General features: G+C 70.7%; 21 protein-coding genes and 1 pseudogene. 9 read left to right on the plus strand and 13 right to left on the minus strand.

Translation table 11 applies throughout. The features are described from left to right. Positions 1-18: 18 nt before the first annotated feature. Complete coding sequence (locus QLQ12_RS31960; RefSeq protein ID WP_282764245.1) at positions 19-3,048, plus strand: putative bifunctional diguanylate cyclase/phosphodiesterase; 3,030 nt, start codon at positions 19-21, stop codon at positions 3,046-3,048. 185 nt (positions 3,049-3,233) lie between these two features. Here the strand turns inward: QLQ12_RS31960 and QLQ12_RS31965 are convergent, their stop codons facing one another. From QLQ12_RS31965 to QLQ12_RS31975, 3 genes are all read right to left on the minus strand, one after another. Continuing rightward, a complete protein-coding gene (locus tag QLQ12_RS31965) occupies positions 3,234-4,310 on the minus strand; it encodes an NAD-dependent epimerase/dehydratase family protein (RefSeq protein WP_282764246.1) in 1,077 nt (358 codons plus the stop codon). Positions 4,311-4,513: 203 nt separating this feature from the next. After that, positions 4,514-5,254, minus strand: a complete 741-nt coding sequence (locus tag QLQ12_RS31970) for an SDR family NAD(P)-dependent oxidoreductase (protein WP_282764247.1) — start codon at positions 5,252-5,254, stop codon at positions 4,514-4,516. Between the two features lie 66 nt (positions 5,255-5,320). Continuing rightward, entirely contained in the window at positions 5,321-5,668 is a 348-nt protein-coding gene (locus QLQ12_RS31975) for a histone-like nucleoid-structuring protein Lsr2 (protein WP_282764248.1), read from the minus strand. 1,212 nt (positions 5,669-6,880) lie between these two features. On the opposite strand from QLQ12_RS31975, the gene QLQ12_RS31980 reads away from it, so the two are divergent. The 4 genes and pseudogenes from QLQ12_RS31980 to QLQ12_RS47420 form a co-directional block, all read left to right on the plus strand. Then, complete coding sequence (locus tag QLQ12_RS31980) at positions 6,881-7,432, plus strand: hypothetical protein (RefSeq protein ID WP_282764249.1); 552 nt, start codon at positions 6,881-6,883, stop codon at positions 7,430-7,432. A 455-nt stretch (positions 7,433-7,887) separates the two neighbouring features. Then, positions 7,888-8,610 carry a HipA family kinase gene (locus tag QLQ12_RS31985; protein ID WP_282764250.1) on the plus strand — a complete coding sequence of 241 codons (723 nt, stop codon included), beginning with the start codon at positions 7,888-7,890 and terminating at the stop codon, positions 8,608-8,610. Then, positions 8,607-8,984 (plus strand): DUF3037 domain-containing protein, encoded by a 378-nt coding sequence (locus tag QLQ12_RS31990; protein ID WP_282764251.1) that lies wholly within the window; start codon positions 8,607-8,609, stop codon positions 8,982-8,984. The genes QLQ12_RS31985 and QLQ12_RS31990 overlap by 4 nt, the downstream gene beginning before the upstream one ends. Before the next feature lie 241 nt (positions 8,985-9,225). After that, a pseudogene (locus QLQ12_RS47420) lies at positions 9,226-9,626 on the plus strand (transposase); the annotation flags it as partial. Positions 9,627-9,639: 13 nt separating this feature from the next. On the opposite strand, the gene QLQ12_RS32000 reads toward QLQ12_RS47420, so the two are convergent. From QLQ12_RS32000 to QLQ12_RS32010, 3 genes are all read right to left on the minus strand, one after another. Next, on the minus strand, positions 9,640-10,584 hold the full coding sequence (locus QLQ12_RS32000; protein WP_282764252.1) for an SDR family NAD(P)-dependent oxidoreductase: 945 nt from the start codon (positions 10,582-10,584) through the stop codon (positions 9,640-9,642). A gap of 106 nt (positions 10,585-10,690) precedes the next feature. Continuing rightward, complete coding sequence (locus QLQ12_RS32005) at positions 10,691-11,626, minus strand: transglutaminase-like domain-containing protein (protein WP_282764253.1); 936 nt, start codon at positions 11,624-11,626, stop codon at positions 10,691-10,693. Positions 11,627-11,630: 4 nt separating this feature from the next. Beyond that, positions 11,631-12,464, minus strand: a complete 834-nt coding sequence (locus tag QLQ12_RS32010) for a MerR family transcriptional regulator (protein WP_282764254.1) — start codon at positions 12,462-12,464, stop codon at positions 11,631-11,633. Between the two features lie 55 nt (positions 12,465-12,519). Here QLQ12_RS32010 and QLQ12_RS32015 point away from each other — a divergent pair, with 55 nt between their 5' ends. Together QLQ12_RS32015 and QLQ12_RS32020 are read left to right on the plus strand one after the other, a co-directional pair. After that, positions 12,520-13,587, plus strand: a complete 1,068-nt coding sequence (locus QLQ12_RS32015; RefSeq protein ID WP_282764255.1) for an ATP-dependent DNA ligase — start codon at positions 12,520-12,522, stop codon at positions 13,585-13,587. A 35-nt stretch (positions 13,588-13,622) separates the two neighbouring features. Continuing rightward, the gene (locus tag QLQ12_RS32020) at positions 13,623-15,185 is read left to right on the plus strand and encodes an alpha/beta hydrolase (RefSeq protein ID WP_282764256.1); all 1,563 of its coding nucleotides are present in this window, start codon (positions 13,623-13,625) and stop codon (positions 15,183-15,185) included. On the opposite strand, the gene QLQ12_RS32025 is transcribed toward QLQ12_RS32020, so the two are convergent. Continuing rightward, positions 15,136-15,591 carry a potassium channel family protein gene (locus tag QLQ12_RS32025; RefSeq protein ID WP_282764257.1) on the minus strand — a complete coding sequence of 152 codons (456 nt, stop codon included), beginning with the start codon at positions 15,589-15,591 and terminating at the stop codon, positions 15,136-15,138. The genes QLQ12_RS32020 and QLQ12_RS32025 overlap by 50 nt on opposite strands. A 56-nt stretch (positions 15,592-15,647) precedes the next feature. On the opposite strand from QLQ12_RS32025, the gene QLQ12_RS32030 reads away from it, so the two are divergent. After that, entirely contained in the window at positions 15,648-16,103 is a 456-nt protein-coding gene (locus QLQ12_RS32030) for a GNAT family N-acetyltransferase (RefSeq protein WP_282764258.1), read from the plus strand. On the opposite strand, the gene ligD is transcribed toward QLQ12_RS32030, so the two are convergent. From ligD to QLQ12_RS32045, 3 genes are all read right to left on the minus strand, one after another. After that, entirely contained in the window at positions 16,092-17,117 is a 1,026-nt protein-coding gene (gene ligD / locus QLQ12_RS32035; RefSeq protein WP_282764259.1) for a non-homologous end-joining DNA ligase, read from the minus strand. The two genes, QLQ12_RS32030 and ligD, sit on opposite strands and share 12 nt — an antisense overlap. Positions 17,118-17,194: 77 nt before the next feature. Next, positions 17,195-17,746: an LPXTG cell wall anchor domain-containing protein gene (locus QLQ12_RS32040; protein WP_282764260.1), complete on the minus strand. Its 552-nt coding sequence runs from the start codon at positions 17,744-17,746 to the stop codon at positions 17,195-17,197. 99 nt (positions 17,747-17,845) lie between these two features. Continuing rightward, positions 17,846-18,325, minus strand: coding sequence for a hypothetical protein (locus QLQ12_RS32045; RefSeq protein WP_282764261.1), 480 nt, complete (start codon positions 18,323-18,325; stop codon positions 17,846-17,848). Between the two features lie 64 nt (positions 18,326-18,389). On the opposite strand from QLQ12_RS32045, the gene msrB reads away from it, so the two are divergent. Next, a complete protein-coding gene (msrB, locus tag QLQ12_RS32050) occupies positions 18,390-18,788 on the plus strand; it encodes a peptide-methionine (R)-S-oxide reductase MsrB (RefSeq protein WP_282764262.1) in 399 nt (132 codons plus the stop codon). Here msrB and QLQ12_RS32055 read toward each other — a convergent pair. Genes QLQ12_RS32055 through wrbA form a run of 3 tightly spaced genes read right to left on the minus strand, consistent with a single transcriptional unit; the run spans position 18,766 to position 20,645 of the window. Beyond that, complete coding sequence (locus tag QLQ12_RS32055) at positions 18,766-19,239, minus strand: dihydrofolate reductase (RefSeq protein WP_282764263.1); 474 nt, start codon at positions 19,237-19,239, stop codon at positions 18,766-18,768. The two genes, msrB and QLQ12_RS32055, sit on opposite strands and share 23 nt — an antisense overlap. Next, positions 19,236-20,033 carry a thymidylate synthase gene (locus QLQ12_RS32060; protein WP_282764264.1) on the minus strand — a complete coding sequence of 266 codons (798 nt, stop codon included), beginning with the start codon at positions 20,031-20,033 and terminating at the stop codon, positions 19,236-19,238. Before QLQ12_RS32060 ends, QLQ12_RS32055 begins: the two co-directional genes overlap by 4 nt. Positions 20,034-20,042: 9 nt before the next feature. After that, on the minus strand, positions 20,043-20,645 hold the full coding sequence (gene wrbA, locus QLQ12_RS32065) for an NAD(P)H:quinone oxidoreductase (protein ID WP_282764265.1): 603 nt from the start codon (positions 20,643-20,645) through the stop codon (positions 20,043-20,045). Between the last annotated feature and the right edge of the window lie 33 nt (positions 20,646-20,678).

The raw sequence follows: 20,678 nt of genomic DNA on the forward strand, positions 1-20,678 counted from the left end.
CATCGGGAGGGAGCGCCGATGCCGACACGATGGCCGGCAACCATCTTCGGCGCCTGGATGGTGGTGCTCGCCGTGGCCTTCGGGCTGCAGCCGGGCCTCCAGGCCCCGTTACGGCTCGTGGGCGGCATCTCAGCCGTCGTGGCGCTGTCTCTCGGGATCCGCCGCAGCCGCCCCGACGACGTCAAACCGTGGTGGGTGCTGGCCGGCGCCGTGGTCCTGTCCGCGGTCGGAGGCGCGGCCGTGGACGCCCCGGCCTTCATCGCCAACTGGCTGACCTGGCTGGAGTCGGCGGGCACAGCGTTGCTGTTGGTCGCCTACGCCGCCCTCGCCGTCGCTCTGGCCGGGTTCGTGGACCGGCGCACCAGCTCGTCCCGGGACCGGGCCGGGCTGCTCGACGCCCTGACCGTCACCTCCGGGGTGGCGCTGCTGATCTGGACGTTCGTGGTCGGGCCGCGGATCGAGGGCTCGGTCGCCACCGGGTGGACCGAGATCGCCATGCCGGTCGCCGATCTGCTCTGCCTCGGCTTGCTGGTGCGGCTGGCGACCATGCCGGGCCGTCTGGTGGCGCCCGGTTACCTGCTCGGCGCCGGGGTGGTGGCGCTGCTCGCCGCCGACGTGGGGCGGGCGTCCGGGTTCGGGCAGCTCGCCCTCTACACGGCGGCGGGGCTGGCGGCGCTGATCCCGTCGATGGCGGAGCTGACCCGCCCAGCCGAGGAGCCGCCCGCCGAGACCAGCCACGCCCGGCTGGCGCTGCTCGGGGTGGCGGCCATGGTCGCGCCGACCGTGCTGCTGGCGAAGATGTTCCGGGACGGCCAGTTCCCCGGCCTCACCGTGGTGGCCGCGCTGAGCACCCTGATGCTGGCGCTGGTGCTGGCCCGGATGGCCGGGATCATGGCGAGCCACCGGCAGGCGATGTCGCGGGAGCGGGCGCTGCGGGAGGCGTCGGCGGCCCTGGTGTCGGCCGCCGACAGCGAGGCGGTCGGGCTGGCCGTGCGAACCGCGGTGGCCCAGCTCATCCCCGGCGACGTGCCGCACGGCGTGGTCCTGGCGATCGCGATCGCGCAGTCCGAACCGCAGTCGCCCGAGGCCGCCGTGCAGGCTGCCGTGGACCGGGCCACCGGCACGGCCGCCCGCCTGGTCACGACCCGCGAGGTCGACTGGGCGGTGGCGGTCCGCCTGACCCAGTTCACCAAGACGCTGCGCTGCCCGATGGTGCTCAAGGACCGGCCGGGTGGCGACCCGCTCGTCGGTGTGCTGCACGTCGGCGCGCCCACGTGGGCGCTGCTGGACCTGCAGCGGTCGGTGGAGGTGCTGGCCGGGCAGGTGGCGCTGGCCCTGGAACGGATCGTGCTCGGTCACGAGGTGGCGCGGCGCAACAGCGAGACCTACTTCCGGACGTTGATCCAGAACACCGCCGACGTCATCACTATCATCGACGAGTCCGACCGGATCCGGTACGCCAGCCCGTCCGCGGTCGGTGTCTTCGGCGGCGACCCGACCGGGGTGCAGCTGCCCGAGGTGATCCATCCCGGCGAGCGGGCCAGGCTGTCCGAGGTGCTGGACGCGGTCCGTGGCGGCCACGAGCTGGACCAGCAGCTCGACTTCCGGGCACGGGGCAACCGGCGGTCCGAGGTGCTGCTCGAACTGCATTGCCGGGACCTGCGCGCCGAACCGACCGTGGCCGGCGTGGTCATCACCATGCGTGACGTCACCGAGCAGCGCCGCCTCGAGAACGAGCTGACCCATCAGGCGTTCCACGACGCGATGACCGGCCTGGCGAACCGGGTGCTCTTCAACGACCGGCTGCGGCACGCGGCGGCCCGCAGCGCCCGGGACGGTTCGGTGATCGGTGTGCTCTTCATCGACCTGGACGACTTCAAGATCGTGAACGACACTCTCGGCCACGCGGTCGGTGACCAACTGCTGATCGCGGTGGCGCAACGGATCGCCGGAGCGCTGCGGGCCGACGACACCGCGGCCCGGCTCGGCGGTGACGAGTTCGCGGCCCTGGTGGAGAACGTCAACGACCCCGGCGCGGTGGAGGAGACCGCCAACCGCATCTTCGCGGCTCTGGCCGAGCCGATCGTCACCGACGCCAAGCCGTTGTACGCGATGGCCAGCATCGGCATCACCACCACGCCCGAGGGCAGCGACGCCGACGAGCTGCTACGGCAGGCCGACCTGGCGCTCTATGTGGCCAAGGGGGCCGGCAAGAACCAGTGGCGGCGCTACCAGGCGCACCTGCACAACGAGATGGTGGAACGTCTCGAACTGCGGTCGGCGCTGAACCACGCGGTCAACGAGGGTCATTTCCTGCTGCAATACCAGCCGATCGTGGACCTGCCGTCGGGGGCGGCGGTCGGTTTCGAGGCGCTGGTCCGCTGGCACCACCCGAAGCGCGGGGTGATCACGCCGGACCAGTTCATCGAGGTGGCCGAGGAGAGCGGGCTGATCCTGTCGATGGGCCGCTGGGTGCTGGAGGAGGCGCTGCGCACGGTCGCCGAGTGGCGGCGCATCCTGCCGCCCGGGCAGGTGCCCTACGTCAGCGTCAACGTCTCGGTCCGGCAGTTCCGGGAGAGCGGGTTCGTCGACCAGGTGCGCGCCGCGCTGGCCCACACCGGCGTGCCACCGCAGGCCCTGATGCTGGAGATCACCGAGACGCTCCTGGTCAAGGACGATGAGCGGATCTGGACCGATCTGGGCGCCCTCCGGGAGATGGGCATCCGGATCGCCATCGACGACTTCGGCACCGGCTACTCGTCGCTCGGCTATCTGCGGCAGCGCCCGATCGACGTGATCAAGATCGACAAGACGTTCATCGACGACATGGCGACCGCCCAGCAGCCGATGGCCCTGGTCAGCGGGATCGTCAGCCTGGCGCAGTCGCTGGGCCTGGTCGTGATCGCCGAGGGCATCGAGAGCGCCACCAACCGGGAACTGCTGGTGCGCCTCGGCTGCCCGCTCGGTCAGGGCTTCCTGTTCTCCAGTCCGCTGGGCCCCACCGAAGTCTTGGCGTTCCTCCGCAACTCCCAGCCCATCGCCGTGTGAGCGGGGCTCGCAGGCTCCGCTTCACCCCGGCGATCGGCACGGTGAACCGACCGATCGTGTGCCCGGTGCGGTCCATCGGCGAGTGGGCAGCAGCCCGGCGGTCGCGCTGGGCGCGGGAGCGGGCCGGGCGTCGCGTCGTGGCCGACGGGACGGGTGGTTTCCGGGACGGCCCGGGTCGTACAAGATCAATAAGGGTTTCCGGTGCCGGGAAGCCGGCCGCGCAGCAGGCCGCCCCACCGTCCGGGAAGTCGCGCGTCGTCCGCCATCGGCGGGCTTTCGGTGTGTGCGTGCCCGGCGATGCCGGCGAGCAGCTCGCGCAGCGCGTTCACCGCGTCGGTCTCCGGGCGCCAGCCGAGGTCGGCGGCGGCCCGGTCGCAGCTCATCAGCGGCGCTTTCAGCGCCAGCCGCACCCACCCGCGGTCGACCGGCTGCAGACGCAGCTGCCAGGTGAGCGCGGCGGCGCCTTCGAGCAGAAGACCGGGCACGGGCACGGGTACGCCGTGGAAGGCGCGCCCGAGGACGTCGGCGTCGAGCACCGGCCCGGCGGCGATGTTGAAGGCGCCCCGCACGTCGGCGCGGAGCACCCGCAGGTAGGCGTCGGCGACGTCGTCGGCGTGCACCGCCTGCATCCGGAGCCCGGGGTTGCGGGGGACCACGGGGATCCGGCCGAAACGCAGCAGACTGCCGGGGAGCAGTGGGCCGGCGAAGTAGCGGGCGATCTCGGTGCCGGCGTCACGCTGGAAGATCAGTCCCGGGCGGAGGCGGACGATCCGCAGCGTCGGGTGGTCGGACTCGATCTCGTCGAGCATCCGTTCGACCAGCGCCTTGTGCCGGCTGTAGGACGACTCGGGGATGCCGGTGCGCAGCCAGGTCTCGCGGACGAACGCCCGTTTCGGGCCGGCCGCGTAGACGCCGACCGACGACGCGTGCACCAGGGCCGGGACGCCGGCCCGGATCGCGGCACGGAAGACGGCGCGGCTGCCGAGCACGTTCGTCCGGTAGAGGCGGCGCTGGTCGTGGCTGGGCTGGATCTGCCAGGCCAGGTTCACCACGGCGTCGGCGCCCCGCACGACCTCGGCGAGGCGGTCGGTGGCGTCGTCGGCGCCCACGTCGATCGGGTGCCAGGTCACGTTCGCGTACGGCCCGGTGGGCTCCGGCGGGCGGCGGACCACCCCGGTGATCTCCAGGTCGGGCTCGGCGTGGAGGCGGCGCAGCAGGGCGGTGCCGACATTGCCGCTGGCGCCAACGATGACTACACGCATGGGGTGTCCGGTACCCCCGGCGGCGGGGTTGAACCGCCGTGCCTTTCTTCGGCCGGCCGGTTTCCGCGGTCGGCCGGGCGGCCGGTTTCCGCGGCAGGCCGGGCGGCATTCCTGTGAACCGGCCGCACCGCGAATTCAGCGGTCCGGGGCCATGAATGCCGGTGCCGGGCGGGCTTTCGCCGGACGGCGCCGCCGGGCGCCGGCTATCCGGAATTTATCCCGTCCCGTTTCCGGGCGGCCCGCCCGGCATAGACCCGGTCCGGGACGAACGGCAGCGCATTGGCCAGAAGGATCGCCGCCCGATACTTCCCGGGAACGACGATCCGGCGTCGTGGCCGGGTCAGCGCGCGTTCCACCGCGGCGGCCACGATTTCCGGCCCGGGCAGCCCGGAACGGTGCGCGGTCAGGTCGGTGGCGATGTATCCGGGCTCGACGAGAGTGACGCCGATTCCGGTGCCGGCGAGTTCCCGCCGCACCGAGTCGTTGATCCCGCGAAGGCCGAACTTGCTCGCCGAATAGGCGCCGCCGACTCCGATCTCGCCGGCCACCGAGCCGATGTTCACGATCGACCCGGACCGCTGCTCCCGCATGATGGGGACGACCGCGCGCATCAGCCGGATCGGGGCCAACAGATTCACCTCGACGATTGTCCGCACCTGGGCCTCGCCGGCCAGGACGGAGGCGTCACCGCCCACCCCGGCGTTGTTCACCAGCGCGTCGATCCGGCCGTTCACCGCCAGGGCCCGCTCGATCAGCGCGTCCACCGCGGACGGGTCGGAAATGTCGGTAGGAATCGGAAGGGCACGGGGTATCTGCGCGGCCACCGCTTCCAACTCGGCAGCCCGACGGGCGGCCAGCACCACGGTGTCGCCCCGCGCGCCGAGTCGCAAAGCGATCGCCCGGCCGATCCCGCTGGACGCACCGGTCACGACGACGACGGCCACGAGACTCCCTTTCGACGGTGAACGGCGCCGCCCGGTCCGACCAGGCGACGCCGTTTCCGTGTCGGTTCAGCGCTTGTTGTGGTACGCCTCGACGACGTCGCTGGGGATCCGGCCGCGTTCCGAGACGGTGTAGCCGTTCTTGTTGGCCCACTCCCGAATAGCCTGATTCTGGTCACGGCTGGAACGGCTCGAGACAGCCGGAACTGCACGCCGCGCCGCGGTCGCAACGTTACCGTTCCGGCCCAGCCGGGTGGCTGCGGAGAGGAACGGTTCCAATGCTTTCCGCAGCTTCCCGGCGTTCTTCTCGGACAGGTCGATCGTGTAGTTGACGCCGTCGAGGCCGAATTCGACGGTGCGATCCGCTTCCGTCCCGTCGAGGTCGTCGGTCAGCACGGTAATTATCTGCTTGGCCATGGTTGTTCGCTCCTACGGCGAGGTATTCGGCTGACGTTCGCACGCACACGCCAGTCCAGCTCGCGAATGCTCGTCATCGCATTCATTCTGTCGCCCAGATGGCAGCGAGTGCAAATTGCCCGTTCTGGCATGTCGCAATTGCCGGGTGCGATCTGGCCGGAAGGTCTTTTCGCCGGCGTGAATATGCGGTAACGTCCGCGGTGGGAGCGCTCCCACTCCTCCTGGAGGCGGAGAGGGGACGCACCGTGCAGGTCCTGACACTGATCGTCCTGGTGGCGGTCGCGGCGGCCACCGCGATCATCGTCACCCGAACAGCCTCTTCACCCGACGACTCGAGCACCGCAACACCGGTACTCAGCACTCCGCAACGCCCGGCAGTCCCTACGCGCGGCCTGGCAGTCCCTACTCGCAACGCCCGGCAGTCCCCCGAACAGCCGGAGTCCACAGCGCCTGACCCTGGACGCCCCGAGGCCGACCCCCTGCGCTGACCCCGCAGCGTAGTTGACCTTCCGCACCGAAGCCACCATCTCGTGGCCCTCGAACCCGAGCCGCCTCGTCGCCGATTCTCCGGTGCCGGGGCGGTTCGCCGTTTCACCGCCCACCGCGCGACTGGCTGAAGACCTTGGCTGAAGACCCTGGTAGAAGACCTGGCCGGCGTCGGCGACCGAGATCGGGTCGTTGTTCGCGTGGGCGACGACTGCGCCGTCACCGTGGCGCCGGCCCCTCACTGCCGCGTCCCGCATCGCACTGGGCCCCTCTCGGTGGCGGCTCTCTTCACCCCGTCTCGGTGGCGGCTCTCTTCGCCCCGTCTCGGTGGCAGCTCTCTCCGGCTCGTCTCGGTGGCAGCTCTCTCCGGCTCGTCTCGGTGGCAGCTCCCTCCGGCCCGCCTCGGTGGCGACTCTCCTCGAAGACGATCTCGCGGCTGGATACCGCCGCCTTCGCGCTGACCTGAGCAGGCGTTTCAGGCGGCGGAAGCTGTCTTGCGGCGCGCTGGCCGGCTGTCGACTCGGATGGCTTCGGCGGGGACGGGGCGTCGGCAGGGTGAGCGGCTCGCCCTGCGGTCTCGCGACCGGCAGCGTCTTTCTCCGCCGCAGCGTCAGGAGTCGCTGAGGTCCCAGTCCCTCGAAGGCTGTACGCCAATCGCGAAATGAGGGTGGCCGACTGGGTCCGAAAGGTTGTAAGCATGTAATCAGGTAAGCAAAGGAGGATGACATGCGAGTCCGTATAGCTCCGCCCGGTGGGCGGACTGAGCCACCAGCCGCTGACGACGCCGGTGCCTGGATCACCGGCGCGATTCCGGACGGGTGGTTCACCGAGCAGCCTGAAGTAGTCGTCGACCGCGACGAGATCATCATCTGGGGCCGGTTGCCCCGCCCCGACTTGGGCGACGACACCACCGAGGCCGATGAGGCCGCCGCCCAACTCGGCCGGATCACGCAGTTCCGCGAGGACACCCGCGACGCCCGCATCCGGGTGGCGCGCCAGGTCGAGCACCGTTACCAGCGCAAGGTCGCCTGGGGCGCTCGTTGCGGGGACACCTCTGAGCTCTTCACCCACCTGTCCGCTCCAGTCATGACCCGCCTCCGCCAGCCCGAGCGCCAGGTTCTCGACACCTTGGTCGACGCGGGTGTGGCCCGTTCCCGTTCAGAGGCTCTCGGCTGGTGCGTCAAGCTGGTCGCCCGCCACACCGACGACTGGCTCACCGAACTCCGCACCGCCATGACCCAGGTCGACGAGCTCCGCCGCCGGGGCCCCGACGCCTGACACGGCCCACCAGCCCCGCCCATCTGCCCGGCCAGCCCCGCCCGTCAGCCCGTCAGCCGCCCGCCCGTCAGCCGCCCGCCCGTCAGCCGCCCGCCCGTCAGCCCCGCCGAGCGGACGTGACCGAGCCCATCCGTCCCCACCGCCTGCCCGAGCCGTAGCTCAGATACGTCAACCGCGCGGGAATCCGCGCTCCAGCGACGGCCGGGCCACATCCCACTACTTCCGACAAGCGCCAGCCGTCGCCCAGGCCCGTCAACCGCGCGTGAACCGGCGTCCCAGCGACGGCTGGCAACTCCAACGGCCGCCGGCAAACACCAGCCGTCGGCCAGGTGCGGGCCGGGCTGGGCGGCTGGGTGTGGGCCAGGCTGGGCCGATGGATGCGGCGGCCGGCTTTGGGCCGGGTGGGTGGGTGTGGGTGGGTGGGTGACCGCGAGCACGGCCGTAGGGTGAGCGGCGTGCTGCGTGAAGTCACCGCCATCCGATATGTCACCCCGCTCCGCGAGGGCGGGTCGCTGCCCGGCGTCGTCGAGGCGGACGATCTCGGCACCTATGTGGTGAAGTTCCGCGGCGCGGGCCAAGGGCCTCGGGCGCTGGTCGCCGAAGTGATCGCCGGTGAGCTGGCCCGGCGACTGGGGCTGCCGATGCCGGAGTTGGCCCGGGTGGAATTGGACCCGGTGGTCGCCCGTGCGGAGCCTGACGAGGAAGTCCAGGAGCTGATCAAGGCCAGCGCCGGGAGCAACCTCGGAATGGATTTCCTGCCGGGCGCGCTGGGTTACGACCCGGTGGCCCATCAGATCGAGCCGGGCCTGGCCAGCCGGGTGGTGGCGTTCGACGCGTTCGTGGAGAACGTCGACCGCAGCTGGCGCAATCCGAACCTGCTGATCTGGCACGGCGGCCTGTGGCTGATCGATCACGGGGCGACCCTCTACTTCCATCACAACTGGCCGCGAGCGGAGAGCGTGGTGCACCGGTCCTACCGGTGGGACGACCACGTGTTGAAGCCGTACGCGCACGACCTCGCCACCGAGGGCCCGGCGCTGGCCGCGAAGATCACTCCGGAGCTGCTGGGTGAGGTGATCGCCCTGGTCCCGGAGGAGTGGCTGGAGGAGGGCGACCGGGATGCCTACCTCAATCACCTGTCGCGCCGGGCGGAACGGCCGGAGGCGTGGCTGCCGTGACGACCAAACTGACCCCCTACGAGTACGCGATCATCCAGGCGGTGCCCCGGATCGAACGCGGCGAGCTGATCAATGTAGGGGTGTTGCTGTACAGCCAGCGACACGACTTCCTGAGCGCACGAACTCATCTGGACGAGACCCGGCTGCGGGCGCTGGATCCCGCGGCTGATGTGGCGGCGATCCGGGCGGCGCTGGACGCATGGGATCTGACCTGCAACGGCGGTGGGGCTTCCGAGCAGATGCGGCTGGGTGAGCGGTTCCGCTGGCTGGTGGCGCCACGTAGCACGATTCTGCGGGCGGGCCCGGTCCACATGGGGTTGACCGCCGATCCCGCGGCCGAGCTGGGAAGGCTTGTCGAGCTGCTCGTCCGCTGACGGGAGTCGCCACCCGGCAAGGCGGGAGTGAGCCCGGGGCGGACCGGGGCACAGCGTCACAAGGCAAGCCGCCGGCCGGGAGTCGGACCGCTTCCAAGCCGAATACCGAACGGCGCCGGCACCAGGCACCGCAACCGGCGCACGACCGGCAGCCCAAGGTCACGCCCACCGAAGTCGTGTATGACCTGGACTTCCCAGGACGAAAGAGGCGGCCATCGCAGATCCTTCGGATTGTCTGAAGATCACGAAGGAGAGGCCCGCGACGGCCGCACCACAAAGTTTGAACGTCGCTGAGCCGCTGGGCGAGCATCGGGAATCGGCGAGCCCTGATGCACTGCGGGCGATGGAGAAACCCTTCACCGACGCTGACGCGCTCTGCGGGGCCGGTTACGGCGAACGCTCCGCCGAGCGGGCGGACTCGCGCAACAGCCACCAGCAGCACGAGTGGACACCCGGGCCGGCACCATCGGCCTGGCCATCCCGAAGCCACGGTCCGGCAGCCACGTCCCGGACTGGTTGCTGGCACACCGTCCCCGGGCCGAACAGGCCGTGATCAACGTGGTCGCCAGCAGCTATCTGCTCGGGGTGTCGGTCCGGCGGACGGAGAGTCTGGTGGAGCGACTCGGCGTCAAGCAACTGTCCACTGGCGACGGTGTCAGTGGCGGACGGCCCGGCGCCGCACCGCGGTGGATCCGGCCGCCAGGGCCGCCGAACCCGCGAGCACGGCGAGCAGCGCGCCGCGGCCCCATCGGCCGGGGCCGCCCTCGACCGGGTCAACCGGCACGAACACGTTGCCGGGGTGCGGGTCGATCCGCTCCCGGGACAGTCCGAGCCGGCCCATCAGTGGCCCGACCAGCGCGTCGTAGATCGGTGGCAGCGCGACGAACCCGAACTCGATGAAGCGGTTGGTCAGCCCGATCGACAGCTCGCCCCGAGGTCGGTCGATGAGCCGCAACACTCCGGCGGCGACCCGCTCGGCGGTGTCGACCGGAGGCGGTGGACGACCCACGAAGCCCGCGTAGTTGGCGGCGCTCCGATAGACCGCGGTGTCGACGCTGCCGGGCGTCAGCGTGCAGACCTGGATGTCCGGCGCGTCGCGGGTCTCCAGGCGCAGTGTCCGGGCGAGGACCCGCAGGCCCCACTTCGACGTGGTGTACGCCGCCATGTTCGGCACCGCGATATGCCCGACGAGCGAGCCGCAGAGAATCAGCGTGCCCCGGCTCTGCTGCCGGAAGACACGCAGTGCGGCCCGGGCCGCGTTGGCCGCGCCCAGCAGGTCGGTCGTCACGACCCGGTCGAAGACCTCGGCCGGCAGGTCTTCGAAACGCCCGTAGGCCATCACCGCCGCACTGTGCACCCAGACGTCGATCCGCCCGAACCGTTCGACGGCGGCGTCCGCCAGCGCCGCCATGTCGGCGTCGCGCGCCACGTCGGCCGGAACGACGAGTGTCTCCGTGCCCAACGAGGTGGCGACCGACTCCAGCCGGGCCCGGTCACGGGCGGCGAGGACCAGCCGGTCGCCGCGAGCGGCGCAGGCGATCGCCGCGGCCTTGCCGATTCCCCCGGAAGCGCCGGTCACCACCACTACACGCCCTGACATGACGCTGCTCTTACCCTTCATCGGCCGGCGTGAACGCACCAGGGATCCGAGATGCCGGGCACGATGGCCGGGCACGAAGGCCGGGCACGGGCACGAGCCGACCGCCTCAGGCCGTCGTGGCAGCACGCCGCCGCAGATCGACTTCGAGACTCCGGCCAGCCGGCGAGTGACAGGTGACGGTCGCGCCCGGACGCAGGCGAGGGTCCTCGGCATAGCGGGCGGCCAATTTGCTCTCGGCGGCCCGGTCACCGGAGTCGGCGGCCAGCAGAAGGTCGGCAATCTCGTCGATGAGGGCGATCTCGCCGGGCCGCCACGGTGGCAGCTCGCTCCAGGCTTCCGCGAGGGTGCGCCCGGCCAGGTCGGCGGCGAGACCGGCGGGGCAGCCCCAGAAGTCCCAGAGGAGCAGCTCGTCGCCTTGCCGGTGGGCCAGCTCGGTCAGCACGTATTTGCCGACCACCGGCAGGCCCCGGAAGGGATGCCCGCGGCCGACCCCATACGTCTCGGGGTCGTCGCCCTCGCGGCGGCAGGCGGCCCAGGACTGGGCCGCGGTGCGCAGGCCGCCGGGACCCAGGGGCAGGTCGGTGACGTCCACCCCGTGGTCGTCGGCCGGGTCCATCTGCGAGTCCAGGGCGATCCAGCGGGTGCCGTCGTGGTACTCCGTCACGACGTGGTCGGCGTGGTAGTCGGGCTCCAGATAGTCGGCGAAGCCGACCCGGCTGCGCGCCGGGACACCTTTCGCCCGCAGCGCCGAGACGGTGAGCAGGGCGAAGTCGCGGCAGCAGCCGACGATCCGCTGCTCGGCCGGCCGGGGTTCGTCGAGCGGCGCGGTGAAGCGGGAGGCGTCGGCGTCGAGCAGCCGGTCCACCCAGCGGCTGTCGATCTCGGCCAGCCGGTGCGGCGGGAAATCGATGCCCGAGGCGCGGTAGTGCGACACGAGGCCGCGCACGACCGTGGCGATGCCCGCCGGGTCGTCGGGCAACGCCGCGAGACGGGCCCGATGGTGCCGGGGATCGGAGTATCCGGTCTGTCGTGTGTAGTCCATGTCCTCACCCTTCGATCGGTTGTGCGACGTGCACGAACGGGTCGGTGCCGCGGAGCCTGGCCCACCAGTCGAGGTAGATCTCCCGGGGCGGGGCGGCCAGGAGGAAGCCACCGGCGGTCACGTGCTCCCACACCGCCTCGTAGGCCTGGGTGATGCGCGGGTAGAAGCAGTCGTCGCGGATCACCGTGGTGTAGGCCACCAGGCGCTCCGGCTCCATGCGCAGGGTGAGCCGATCGACCGGCTCCACCCGGCCCGAGTACGGCACGCAGACCTCGACGACCGCCTCGCTGTCCGGGGTGACCGTGTTGTGGTAGATCGCCCAGTGCTCCGCCGTGGTGGTGGCGCCCTGCTCTTCCAGATGCCGGCGCACCTCCCACTCGGCCGCGCCCAGGACGGTGACCAGGCTCTGCTGGTCGGTCTCGGCGCGGATCGTGGCCACCTTGCGCGCCGGCCGCAGCATCGTGTGTACCTCATATCGCCGCTCCGGCTCGTCACCGTGGGCGAGCCTGGTCCGCAGCCAGGTGTAGCTCTCCCGGCGGGCGGCGGCGGCCGCTTCCTCGGTGGCCCACCAGCGGTCCAGGTGCCGGACCGCCTGGGCGTCGGGGAGGTCGAGCATCTCGGTGATGACGGCCAGCGGCATGCCGAGCCGGCGCAGCAGGCTGATCCGCCCGGCGCGCTCCAACTGAGCGGGGGTGTAGCGCCGGTAGTTGCTGGCGGCGTCAACCTCGGCGGGTGGGAGCAGGCCGGAGACGTCGTAGAGTCGGAGCGCCTTGATCGACAGCCCGGACCGTCTGCCGAACTCGCCGATGGTCATCGACTCGATCCCCCGCGATGTCATAGGGTCGATGATGGAGTCTTCCCCAGGGGACGGGTAAAGAGGGCAGACTGAGCGGATGCGTCTTCCGCTGAACCCGCCGGTCAAGCCGATGCTCGCCAAGCCCGTCGCGGAGATCCCGCCCGGCCAGGTCTACGAGCCCAAATGGGACGGATTCCGGTCGATCGTGTTCCGCGACGGCGACGAGGTGGAGATCGGCAGCCGCAACGAGAAGCCGATGACCCGCTACTTCCCGGAAGTGGTGGAGGCGGTGCTGGCGAACTTCCCGGAGCGGGTGGTGATCGACGGCGAGGTGATCGTCGCCGACACCGCGCGGAACTCGCTCGATTTCGAGGCCCTCCAGCAGCGCATCCATCCGGCGGCCAGCCGGGTGAAGCTGCTCGCCGAGCGGACTCCGGCGAGCTTCGTCGCCTTCGACCTGCTGGCGCTCGGTGACGAGGACCTGACCGAGCGGCCGTTCAGCGAGCGGCGTGACCGGCTCGTGGAGATCCTCAAGGACGCGAAACCTCCGGTGTACGTGACTCCCGCGACCGATGATCTGGAGACCGCCCGCCGGTGGTTCGCCCAGTTCGAGGGCGCCGGGCTCGACGGCCTGATCGCGAAGGCCGGTGATCTCACCTATCAACCGGACAAGCGGGTGATGACGAAGATCAAGCACAAGCGGACGGCCGACTGCGTGGTGGCCGGTTACCGGGTGCACAAGTCGGCGGAGAACCGGATCGGCTCGCTGCTGCTGGGCCTGCACGACGAGCGCGGCGTCCTGGTGAGTGTCGGGGTGATCGGCTCGTTCTCGGTGAAGGTGCGCGAGGAGCTGTTCGAACAGTTGCAGCCGCTGGTCACCACGTTCGAGGGGCATCCGTGGAACTGGGCGGCGCACGAGCAGGGCGAGCGCACTCCGCGGAAGAACGAGGTGAGCCGGTGGAACGCGGGCAAGGACCTGTCGTTCACGCCGCTGCGGCCGGAGCGGGTGGTCGAGGTCCGCTACGACTACATGGAGGGCGTCCGTTTCCGGCACACCGCCCAGTTCGAACGGTGGCGACCCGACCGCGACCCGCTGACCTGCACTTACGAGCAGTTGGAGCGGCCGGTTCGGTTCGACTTGGCCGAGGTGCTGACCAGCCGCTGACCGGCCGGGCGCCGGCGACCGGATAGGGTCGTTGCGTGGATCGTCGCTCGCGCCTGGTGGTCGCTCTCCTCTCCGTCCTGCTCCTGGCGGCGGGGTGCACCCTGCCGTCGTTCGCGCCGGAGGGCTCCGACGAGCCGGCGACGGGCGGCGCCAGCCCCGCCGTGTCCGCGCCGGCGGCGAAGTGGAAACCGTGCCCCGACGTGCCCGAGGACCGGGTCGGCCGGGCCGCGCCGGGGATGAGATACGACTGCGCGACCGTGACGGTGCCGCGGGACTGGGCGGCGCCGGCGGGCGGCGAGACCTACGGCATCGACCTCATCCGGATCCGGTCCGACCGGCAGAAGGCGGGGGACCGGATCGGCTCGCTGCTGCTCAACCCGGGCGGCCCCGGCGGCTCCGGCATCGACGTCGCGGTCTACCTGTCGTTCGGGGAGAAGATGGGCGGGCTGCCCACCGCGGTCACCGACAAGTTCGACATCGTCGGCTTCGACCCGCGCGGGGTGGGCGAGTCAGACGCGGTGAAGTGCATCAGCTCCAAGGACCAGGACGCCTACTTCGCCGCCGAGCCCGACCCGGCGAGCCAGGCCGCGTTCGACGAGATCGCGGCGCTTCACAAGAGGATCGCCGACGCGTGCGCGCAGAAGTACGGTGACCGGCTGCGCACCTTCTCCACCGAGCAGGCGGCCCGCGACCTGGACGCGCTGCGCTCCGCGGTCGGCGACGAGAAACTGACCTATCTCGGTTACTCGTACGGCACACTGCTCGGCGCCACCTACGCGCAGCTCTTCCCGAAGAACGTGCGGGCTCTGGTCCTGGACGGCGCGGTCGACCCGACCGAGGGTTTCGTCTCCGGCTCCGAGCAGCAGGCGAAAGGCTTCGAGCGGGCGTTCACCAACTTCACCAAGTGGTGCTCGCAGAACGCGGGCAAGTGCCCGATCGCACCGGACGCCCGGGGCGCGGTGACCGACGCGCTGGCCAAGGCGAAGGCGTCACCGGTGCGTGGTTCGGACGGGCGGGAGGCGACCGCGGGCTGGATCTTCGTCGGGTTGATCTCGTCGCTCTACACCGAGACCGGCTGGACCAGCCTGGCCGAGGCGATCGACAGCCTGCAGACCGGCGACGCCGAGGGCATCTTCGAGCTGGCCGACCAGTACGCCGAACGCGAACTGGACGGCACCTACTCCAACCTCTTCGACGCGAACCTGACGGTCAACTGCGCGGACACCGACGCCGCGCCGACCGCCGAGGAGGTCCGGCGGCTGCAGGGCGAGTGGCGCACGAAGTACCCGCTGTTCGGTGCGGCCCTGGCGGTCGGGATGCTGCCGTGCACCTACTGGTCGGGGCAGCGCGATCCGTACCCGGTGGGCAAGGCCGAGGGCGCCCCGCCGATCGTGGTGGTGGGCACGACCGGTGACCCCGCGACGCCGTACGAGAACACCGCCGACCTGGCGAAGATGCTGGGTGTCGGCCACGTGCTGACGTGGGAGGGCGAGGGCCACACCGCCTACCCGTCGACGACCTGCATCAAGACCGCGGTCGACAGTTACCTCATCGATCTGAAGGTGCCACAGGAGGGCCTGCGCTGCCCTCTGAAGTGATCCTCTGACGGGCGGCCAACTCCTCCAGCAGCGCCCTGGTGACCCGCAGGTTCTCCTTGAGTTCTTCCTGCTCCTCGTGGTGGAACGCGTCGTTGTTCACGATCAGCTTGCTGGCGAAGTGGGCGGTGATCAGCGGAATCACGAGCAGGACCATGGCCGAGATGAGGATCGCCGCCATGATCCGGGCCTGCCAGGTCTCGGGCGAGTGGTCGCCGTACCCGACGGTGGAGGCGGTGACCACGGCCCACCAGATCGAGTCCCCGAACGTCTCGTCCTCGAGAGGGGCGTAGAGGGTGCCGCAGATCAGGATCAGGACCGAGTAGGTGAGAAGCAGTCTCTTCGGCGAGTTGGCCAGCCAGACCAGCCCGCCGTACAGCAGCCGGGGCAGGATGAGCAGCGCGTTCATCCCGTCATCGTGCCCGAGGCGAACGGCTCCCGGCAGCCCGTGACAGGCTTTCGATCATGCAGATCAGGATCGCCACCCGCGCCGATGTCCCCGCCGTTCTCAACCTCCTCGCCGACGACGACATCAGCAGGGACCGGGGCTTCGGAGTCGTACCGGAGGAGGTGGACGCCGCCGTCTGGGCCGCCTTCGAGGCCATCGACGCCGATGACCGCAACGAACTGGTCGTCGCGGAGGAGAACGGCGAGGTCATCGGCACCTGCCAGCTCACCTTCATCCCCGGGCTGAGCCGGGGCGGCGCCGAGCGCCTGCTGATCGAGGCCGTCCGGATCCGGTCGGACCAGCGCGGGCGAGGACTCGGCGGGGACCTGATCCGGTGGACGGTCGAGCGGGCCCGGGAGCGCGGCTGCCGGATCGTGCAGCTGACCACGGACAAGCGGCGGACCGACGCGCACCGCTTTTACGCCGCGCTCGGCTTCGAGGCCTCCCACGAGGGGATGAAGCTAACGCTGTGATTTCAGGTCGCGGTCCTTGGAGGGCTGCACCCGCTTGGGTTCGCCGGGCATCTTCGGATGATCCGGCGGGTACGGCAGATCGCCGAGGCCGTCCCGCTCGTCGCGCTCGACCCACTCCAGGAGCGGGCTGAGGTCGTACGCCACGTCGTCGATGCCGGCGTGCGGGTCGCCCACCTTCGCGAACCGGTCGGGCATGGTGCGCAGGTCGAAGTCGTCGGGCTCGGCCTGCGCGAGCTCGTCCCAGGTGACCGGGGCGGAGGCGGTGGCCCGGGCGTTGGCGCGCAGCGAGTACGCGCAGGCGATGGTGCGGTCCCGGGCCATCTGGTTGTAGTCGAGGAAGACCCGCTCGCCGCGTTCCTCCTTCCACCAGGAGGTGGTGATGCCGGCCGGGTTACGGCGCTCCACCTCGCGGGCCAGGGCGATGGCGGCCCGCCGCACGTCCACGAAGGACCAGCGGGGCTCGATCCGCACGTAGACGTGCACACCCCGGCCGCCGGAGGTCTTCGGATAGCCGGTCCAGCCGAGGTCGGCGAGCACCTCGCGGACCACGCCGGCGGTGGCGACCACGTCGCCGAAACCGGTGCCGGGCTGCGGGTCGAGGTCGATGCGCAGCTCGTCGGGCTCGTCGGGGGCGCCGGCGCGCACCGGCCAGGGGTGGAACACGACGGTGCCCATCTGGGCGGCCCAGGCGACGTGGGCCAGGTCGGCCGGGCTGAGCTCGTCGGCCGTACGCGTGCTGGGGAATGTGATCGTCGCGGTGTGGATCCAGTCGGGAACGCCGCGGGTGGGGATCCGTTTCTGGTAGAACGCCTCGCCCTCGATGCCGTCGGGGAAGCGCTGGAGGGTGGTGGGGCGGTCCCGCAGCGCTCGCAGGATGCCGTCGCCCACCGCCAGGTAGTACTCGAAGACGTCTCGCTTGGTGAATCCACGCCCGGGGAAGATCACCTTGTCCGGGCTGCTCAGGCGCACCGTGTGGCCGGCGATCTGGTGTTCTTCGGCAGCGGCTTTCGGCATGCCCCGAGCCTATGCCCTCCGAACGCCTGCAGGCCGCCCGGCGAACCGGGCGGCCTGGCGCTGAGTATGCGACTTCGTCAGGCGTTGCGGCGGCGACGGGTGTACCAGACGGCCGCGGCGCCACCGGCGAGCATCAGGCCGCCGAGGGCCAGAGTGCCACCGAGGGGAGCCCCGGTGAGCGGCAGCGTCCCGCCCGAGCTGACGCCGGCGCCGCCGGCGGTGCGGGTCGCGGTCGGCGTGACGGCCTCGGAGGCGACGCCGACGGGCGGGATCTCCTTGACGGTGCCGGTGGGCGGAGTGGCCGTCTCCGACGGGCCCGGGCTGGAGATGATCCCCGGGGTGTAGCCGGGACGTCCCCGGGTCGGTCCGGTGGTGGTGGGCGTGGCGGCCTTGAGTGATCCGGTGGGGGCCGGGGTGGTGGCGGCGGGGCCGCCCGGCGCCTGCGGGGCCTCCTTGACGGTGCCGCCATAGCCCGGGTTGCCGCGCTGGTCGCCGGTATCAGGGCTGGGCACCGTGGACGCGTGCGCGGGCTTCAGAGCCGCATCAGTTGCCATGGCGGGGGCGCCGCCGAGGGCGAGTGCAGCGAGAACAGTGGCACCGACGGTGGGGAGCCGACGCGTAAAGCTCATGAGGGAGTATCCGTTCTGTCGCGGAAGGTACGTTCCATGTTCGCACGGGAGCTTAGCGGTAATCGCCCGTTTTACCCGGAAACATCCTACGGCGGGTCTTCAGCCCGGAAGACCACCGAAACGGTGACTCCGCCACAAATGGGACAGAGCGAACACTTTGAACTCAAACTGCGGATCCGCAGCGAAGAGCCCCCCGCTGTACGGGGCGTGCAGTTGCACACTGGCGCCGGAATCCAGGTAGACCGAGACCACGGTGCGCCGGCCCCGCCGCTCCGCCCGCAGGTCCACCACCCGGCTCCAGGGGGCCTCCCCCTCCTCGAACACCGACGAGGTACGGATGCCGCCCTCCCCGACCTCGACCCCGGTCCGCCGCCCGGCCACCATGCCGGCCACGGCCCCGAGCAGGAGCGGCCCGAGGACCAGTGCCGCCCACATCCATCCGGGTGGCCCCGACCCGAAGAGCGCGACGGTCACCCCCGTCGTGAGGCTCGCCACCGCGCCGAGGGCGCCGAGGTAGAGACCGTGGCCGAGAACCTGCTGGTTGGTCGGCCGGAACTTCGCCGGTGATGCACCTTCCATAGAGGTCTCAACCGGCGTGACCGTCGCCGCCGGCGCACCGGGCGTGCGACGTACGGTTGATGGCATGACAACCGATCTACCGACCACCGAGGACGAGTGGCGGATCCGTCTCACGCCCGCCGAATTCCGGGTGCTCCGCGAGGCCGGCACGGAGGCGCCGTGGACCGGCGAGTACGTCGACACCAAGACCGAGGGGGTTTACGACTGCCGGGCCTGCGGCGCGCAGCTCTACCCCAGTGACACCAAGTTCGACAGCCATTGCGGCTGGCCGTCGTTCGACGACGCCATCCCGGGCGCGGTCAAGGAGATCGAGGACCGCACGCACGGGATGGTCCGTGTCGAGATCAGGTGCGCCCGCTGCGACTCGCACCTGGGCCACGTGTTCCGGGGTGAGGGCTTCACCGCGAAGAACACCCGGCACTGCGTGAACAGCCTCTCGATCAGGCTGGATCCCGCCGTCTGAGGTCCTCCACGACGTAAGCGACGCCGGTCGGCGCCTCGAACTCGGCGGTGCCGGTGACCACCCAGTCAGCGCCGAGTTCCGGCGCCAAGACGTCACCCGGCACCGCGAGGTCGATCCTCGTCCGCACGATGTGTCCGGCCCGCGGCAGGAAGGCGGCATAGATCTGCGCGCCGCCCATCACCCAGAGGTCGTCCTGCTTCACGTCGTCCAGGGAGTGCGCCACCGTGGCGCCGGGCGCGGCCCAGGAGAGGTCCCGGGTGAGCACCACGTTCTCCCGGCCGGGCAGCGGCCGGACCGGCAACGAGTCCCAGGTGGCGCGGCCCATCACCACCGTGGCTCCGGTCGTGCGCTCCTTGAAGATCCGCTGCTCGCCGGGCACCCGCCAGGGGATGGTGTTCCCGGCGCCGATCACCCGGTCATGGGCCTCGGCCCAGATCATGTGGATCGTCATACCGCGACCGGGGCCTTGATCAGTGGGTGATGCCGGTAGTCGACCACGGTGAAGTCCGCGAACTCGTGGTCGAACAGACTCGCCCGCGGCGCGATCTCCACCTGCGGGAACGGGTACGGCTCGCGGGTGAGCTGCTCGCGCACCTGCTCGACGTGGTTGTCGTAGATGTGCACGTCGCCGCCCACCCAGATGAAGTCACCGGGTTCGAGACCGGCCTGAGCCGCCATCATCCGGGTCAGCAGGGCGTAGCTGGCGATGTTGAACGGCACGCCCAGGAACAGGTCGGCGCTGCGCTGATAGAGCTGGCAGGAGAGCTTGCCGTCGGCCACGTAGAACTGGAACAGCGCGTGGCACGGCGCCAGCGCCATGTCCGGGATGTCGGAGACGTTCCAGGCGGAGACGATCATCCGCCGTGAGTCCGGGTTCTTCCGGATGGTGTCGAGGACCTCGGAGATCTGGTCGACGTCCCCGCGAGCGGAAGGCCAGGAACGCCACTGCTTGCCGTAGACCGGGCCCAGCTCACCGTCGGCGCCGGCCCACTCGTCCCAGATCGTGACTCCCTGCTCGCGCAGCCACCGCACGTTGGTGTCGCCGCGGAGGAACCAGAGCAGCTCCACCGCCAGCGACTTGAAGTGCACCCGTTTGGTGGTGATCAGCGGGAAACCCTGCGACAGGTCGTATCGCAGGGTTTCGCCGAAGACACTGCGCGTCCCCGTCCCGGTGCGGTCGCTCTTGGGAGTGCCCGTCTCCAGGACGCGCCGCAGGAGAGCCTCGTATTGGGTGTCGACAGCCATGCCGTAAAACTAGCGGAGCTTCCCGCCGATGCTCACGACCCGGCGCGCGAGGTGATCCAGGGCGGCGAACTGCACCTCGGTCAGCGGGGCGTCGTTGCTGCCGCCGGTGACGTGCGAGACGCCGTACGGGTTGCCGTCGGCGAACTTCAGCGGATCGGTGTATCCGGGCGCCACCACCACGCCACCGAAGTGGTAGATGGTGTTGTAGAGCGCCAGCAGCGTCGACTCCTGCCCGCCGTGCTCGGTCATCGACGCGGTGAACCCGGCGTACGCCTTGTTCGCCAGCCGGCCCTGCGCCCACTGCGGGCCGAGCGAGTCGATGAACTGCTTGAGCTGGCTGGAGACGTTGCCGTACCGCGTCGGTGTGCCGAAGAGCACCGCGTCGGCCCAGACCACGTCGTCCGCAGCCGCCTTCGGTTCGTCCTTGGTCCGGTCGAAGTGCTGGCTCCAGGCCGCGTTCGAGGCGATCGCCTCGGCGGGGGCCAGTTCCGGGACCTGGCGCACGCGCACCTCGGCGCCGGCCTTCTCGGCCGCCTCGCTCAGCCGCTGGGCCATGGCGTGGATGGTGCCGGTCGACGAGTAATAGATGATCGCGAGCTTGACGTCAGCCATGACTCAAGCAGATCTCCTCGACGGCGCCGCCGA

This window comes from Actinoplanes sandaracinus (assembly GCF_030009775.1).
In the GTDB taxonomy this organism is placed as follows: domain Bacteria; phylum Actinomycetota; class Actinomycetes; order Mycobacteriales; family Micromonosporaceae; genus Actinoplanes; species Actinoplanes sandaracinus.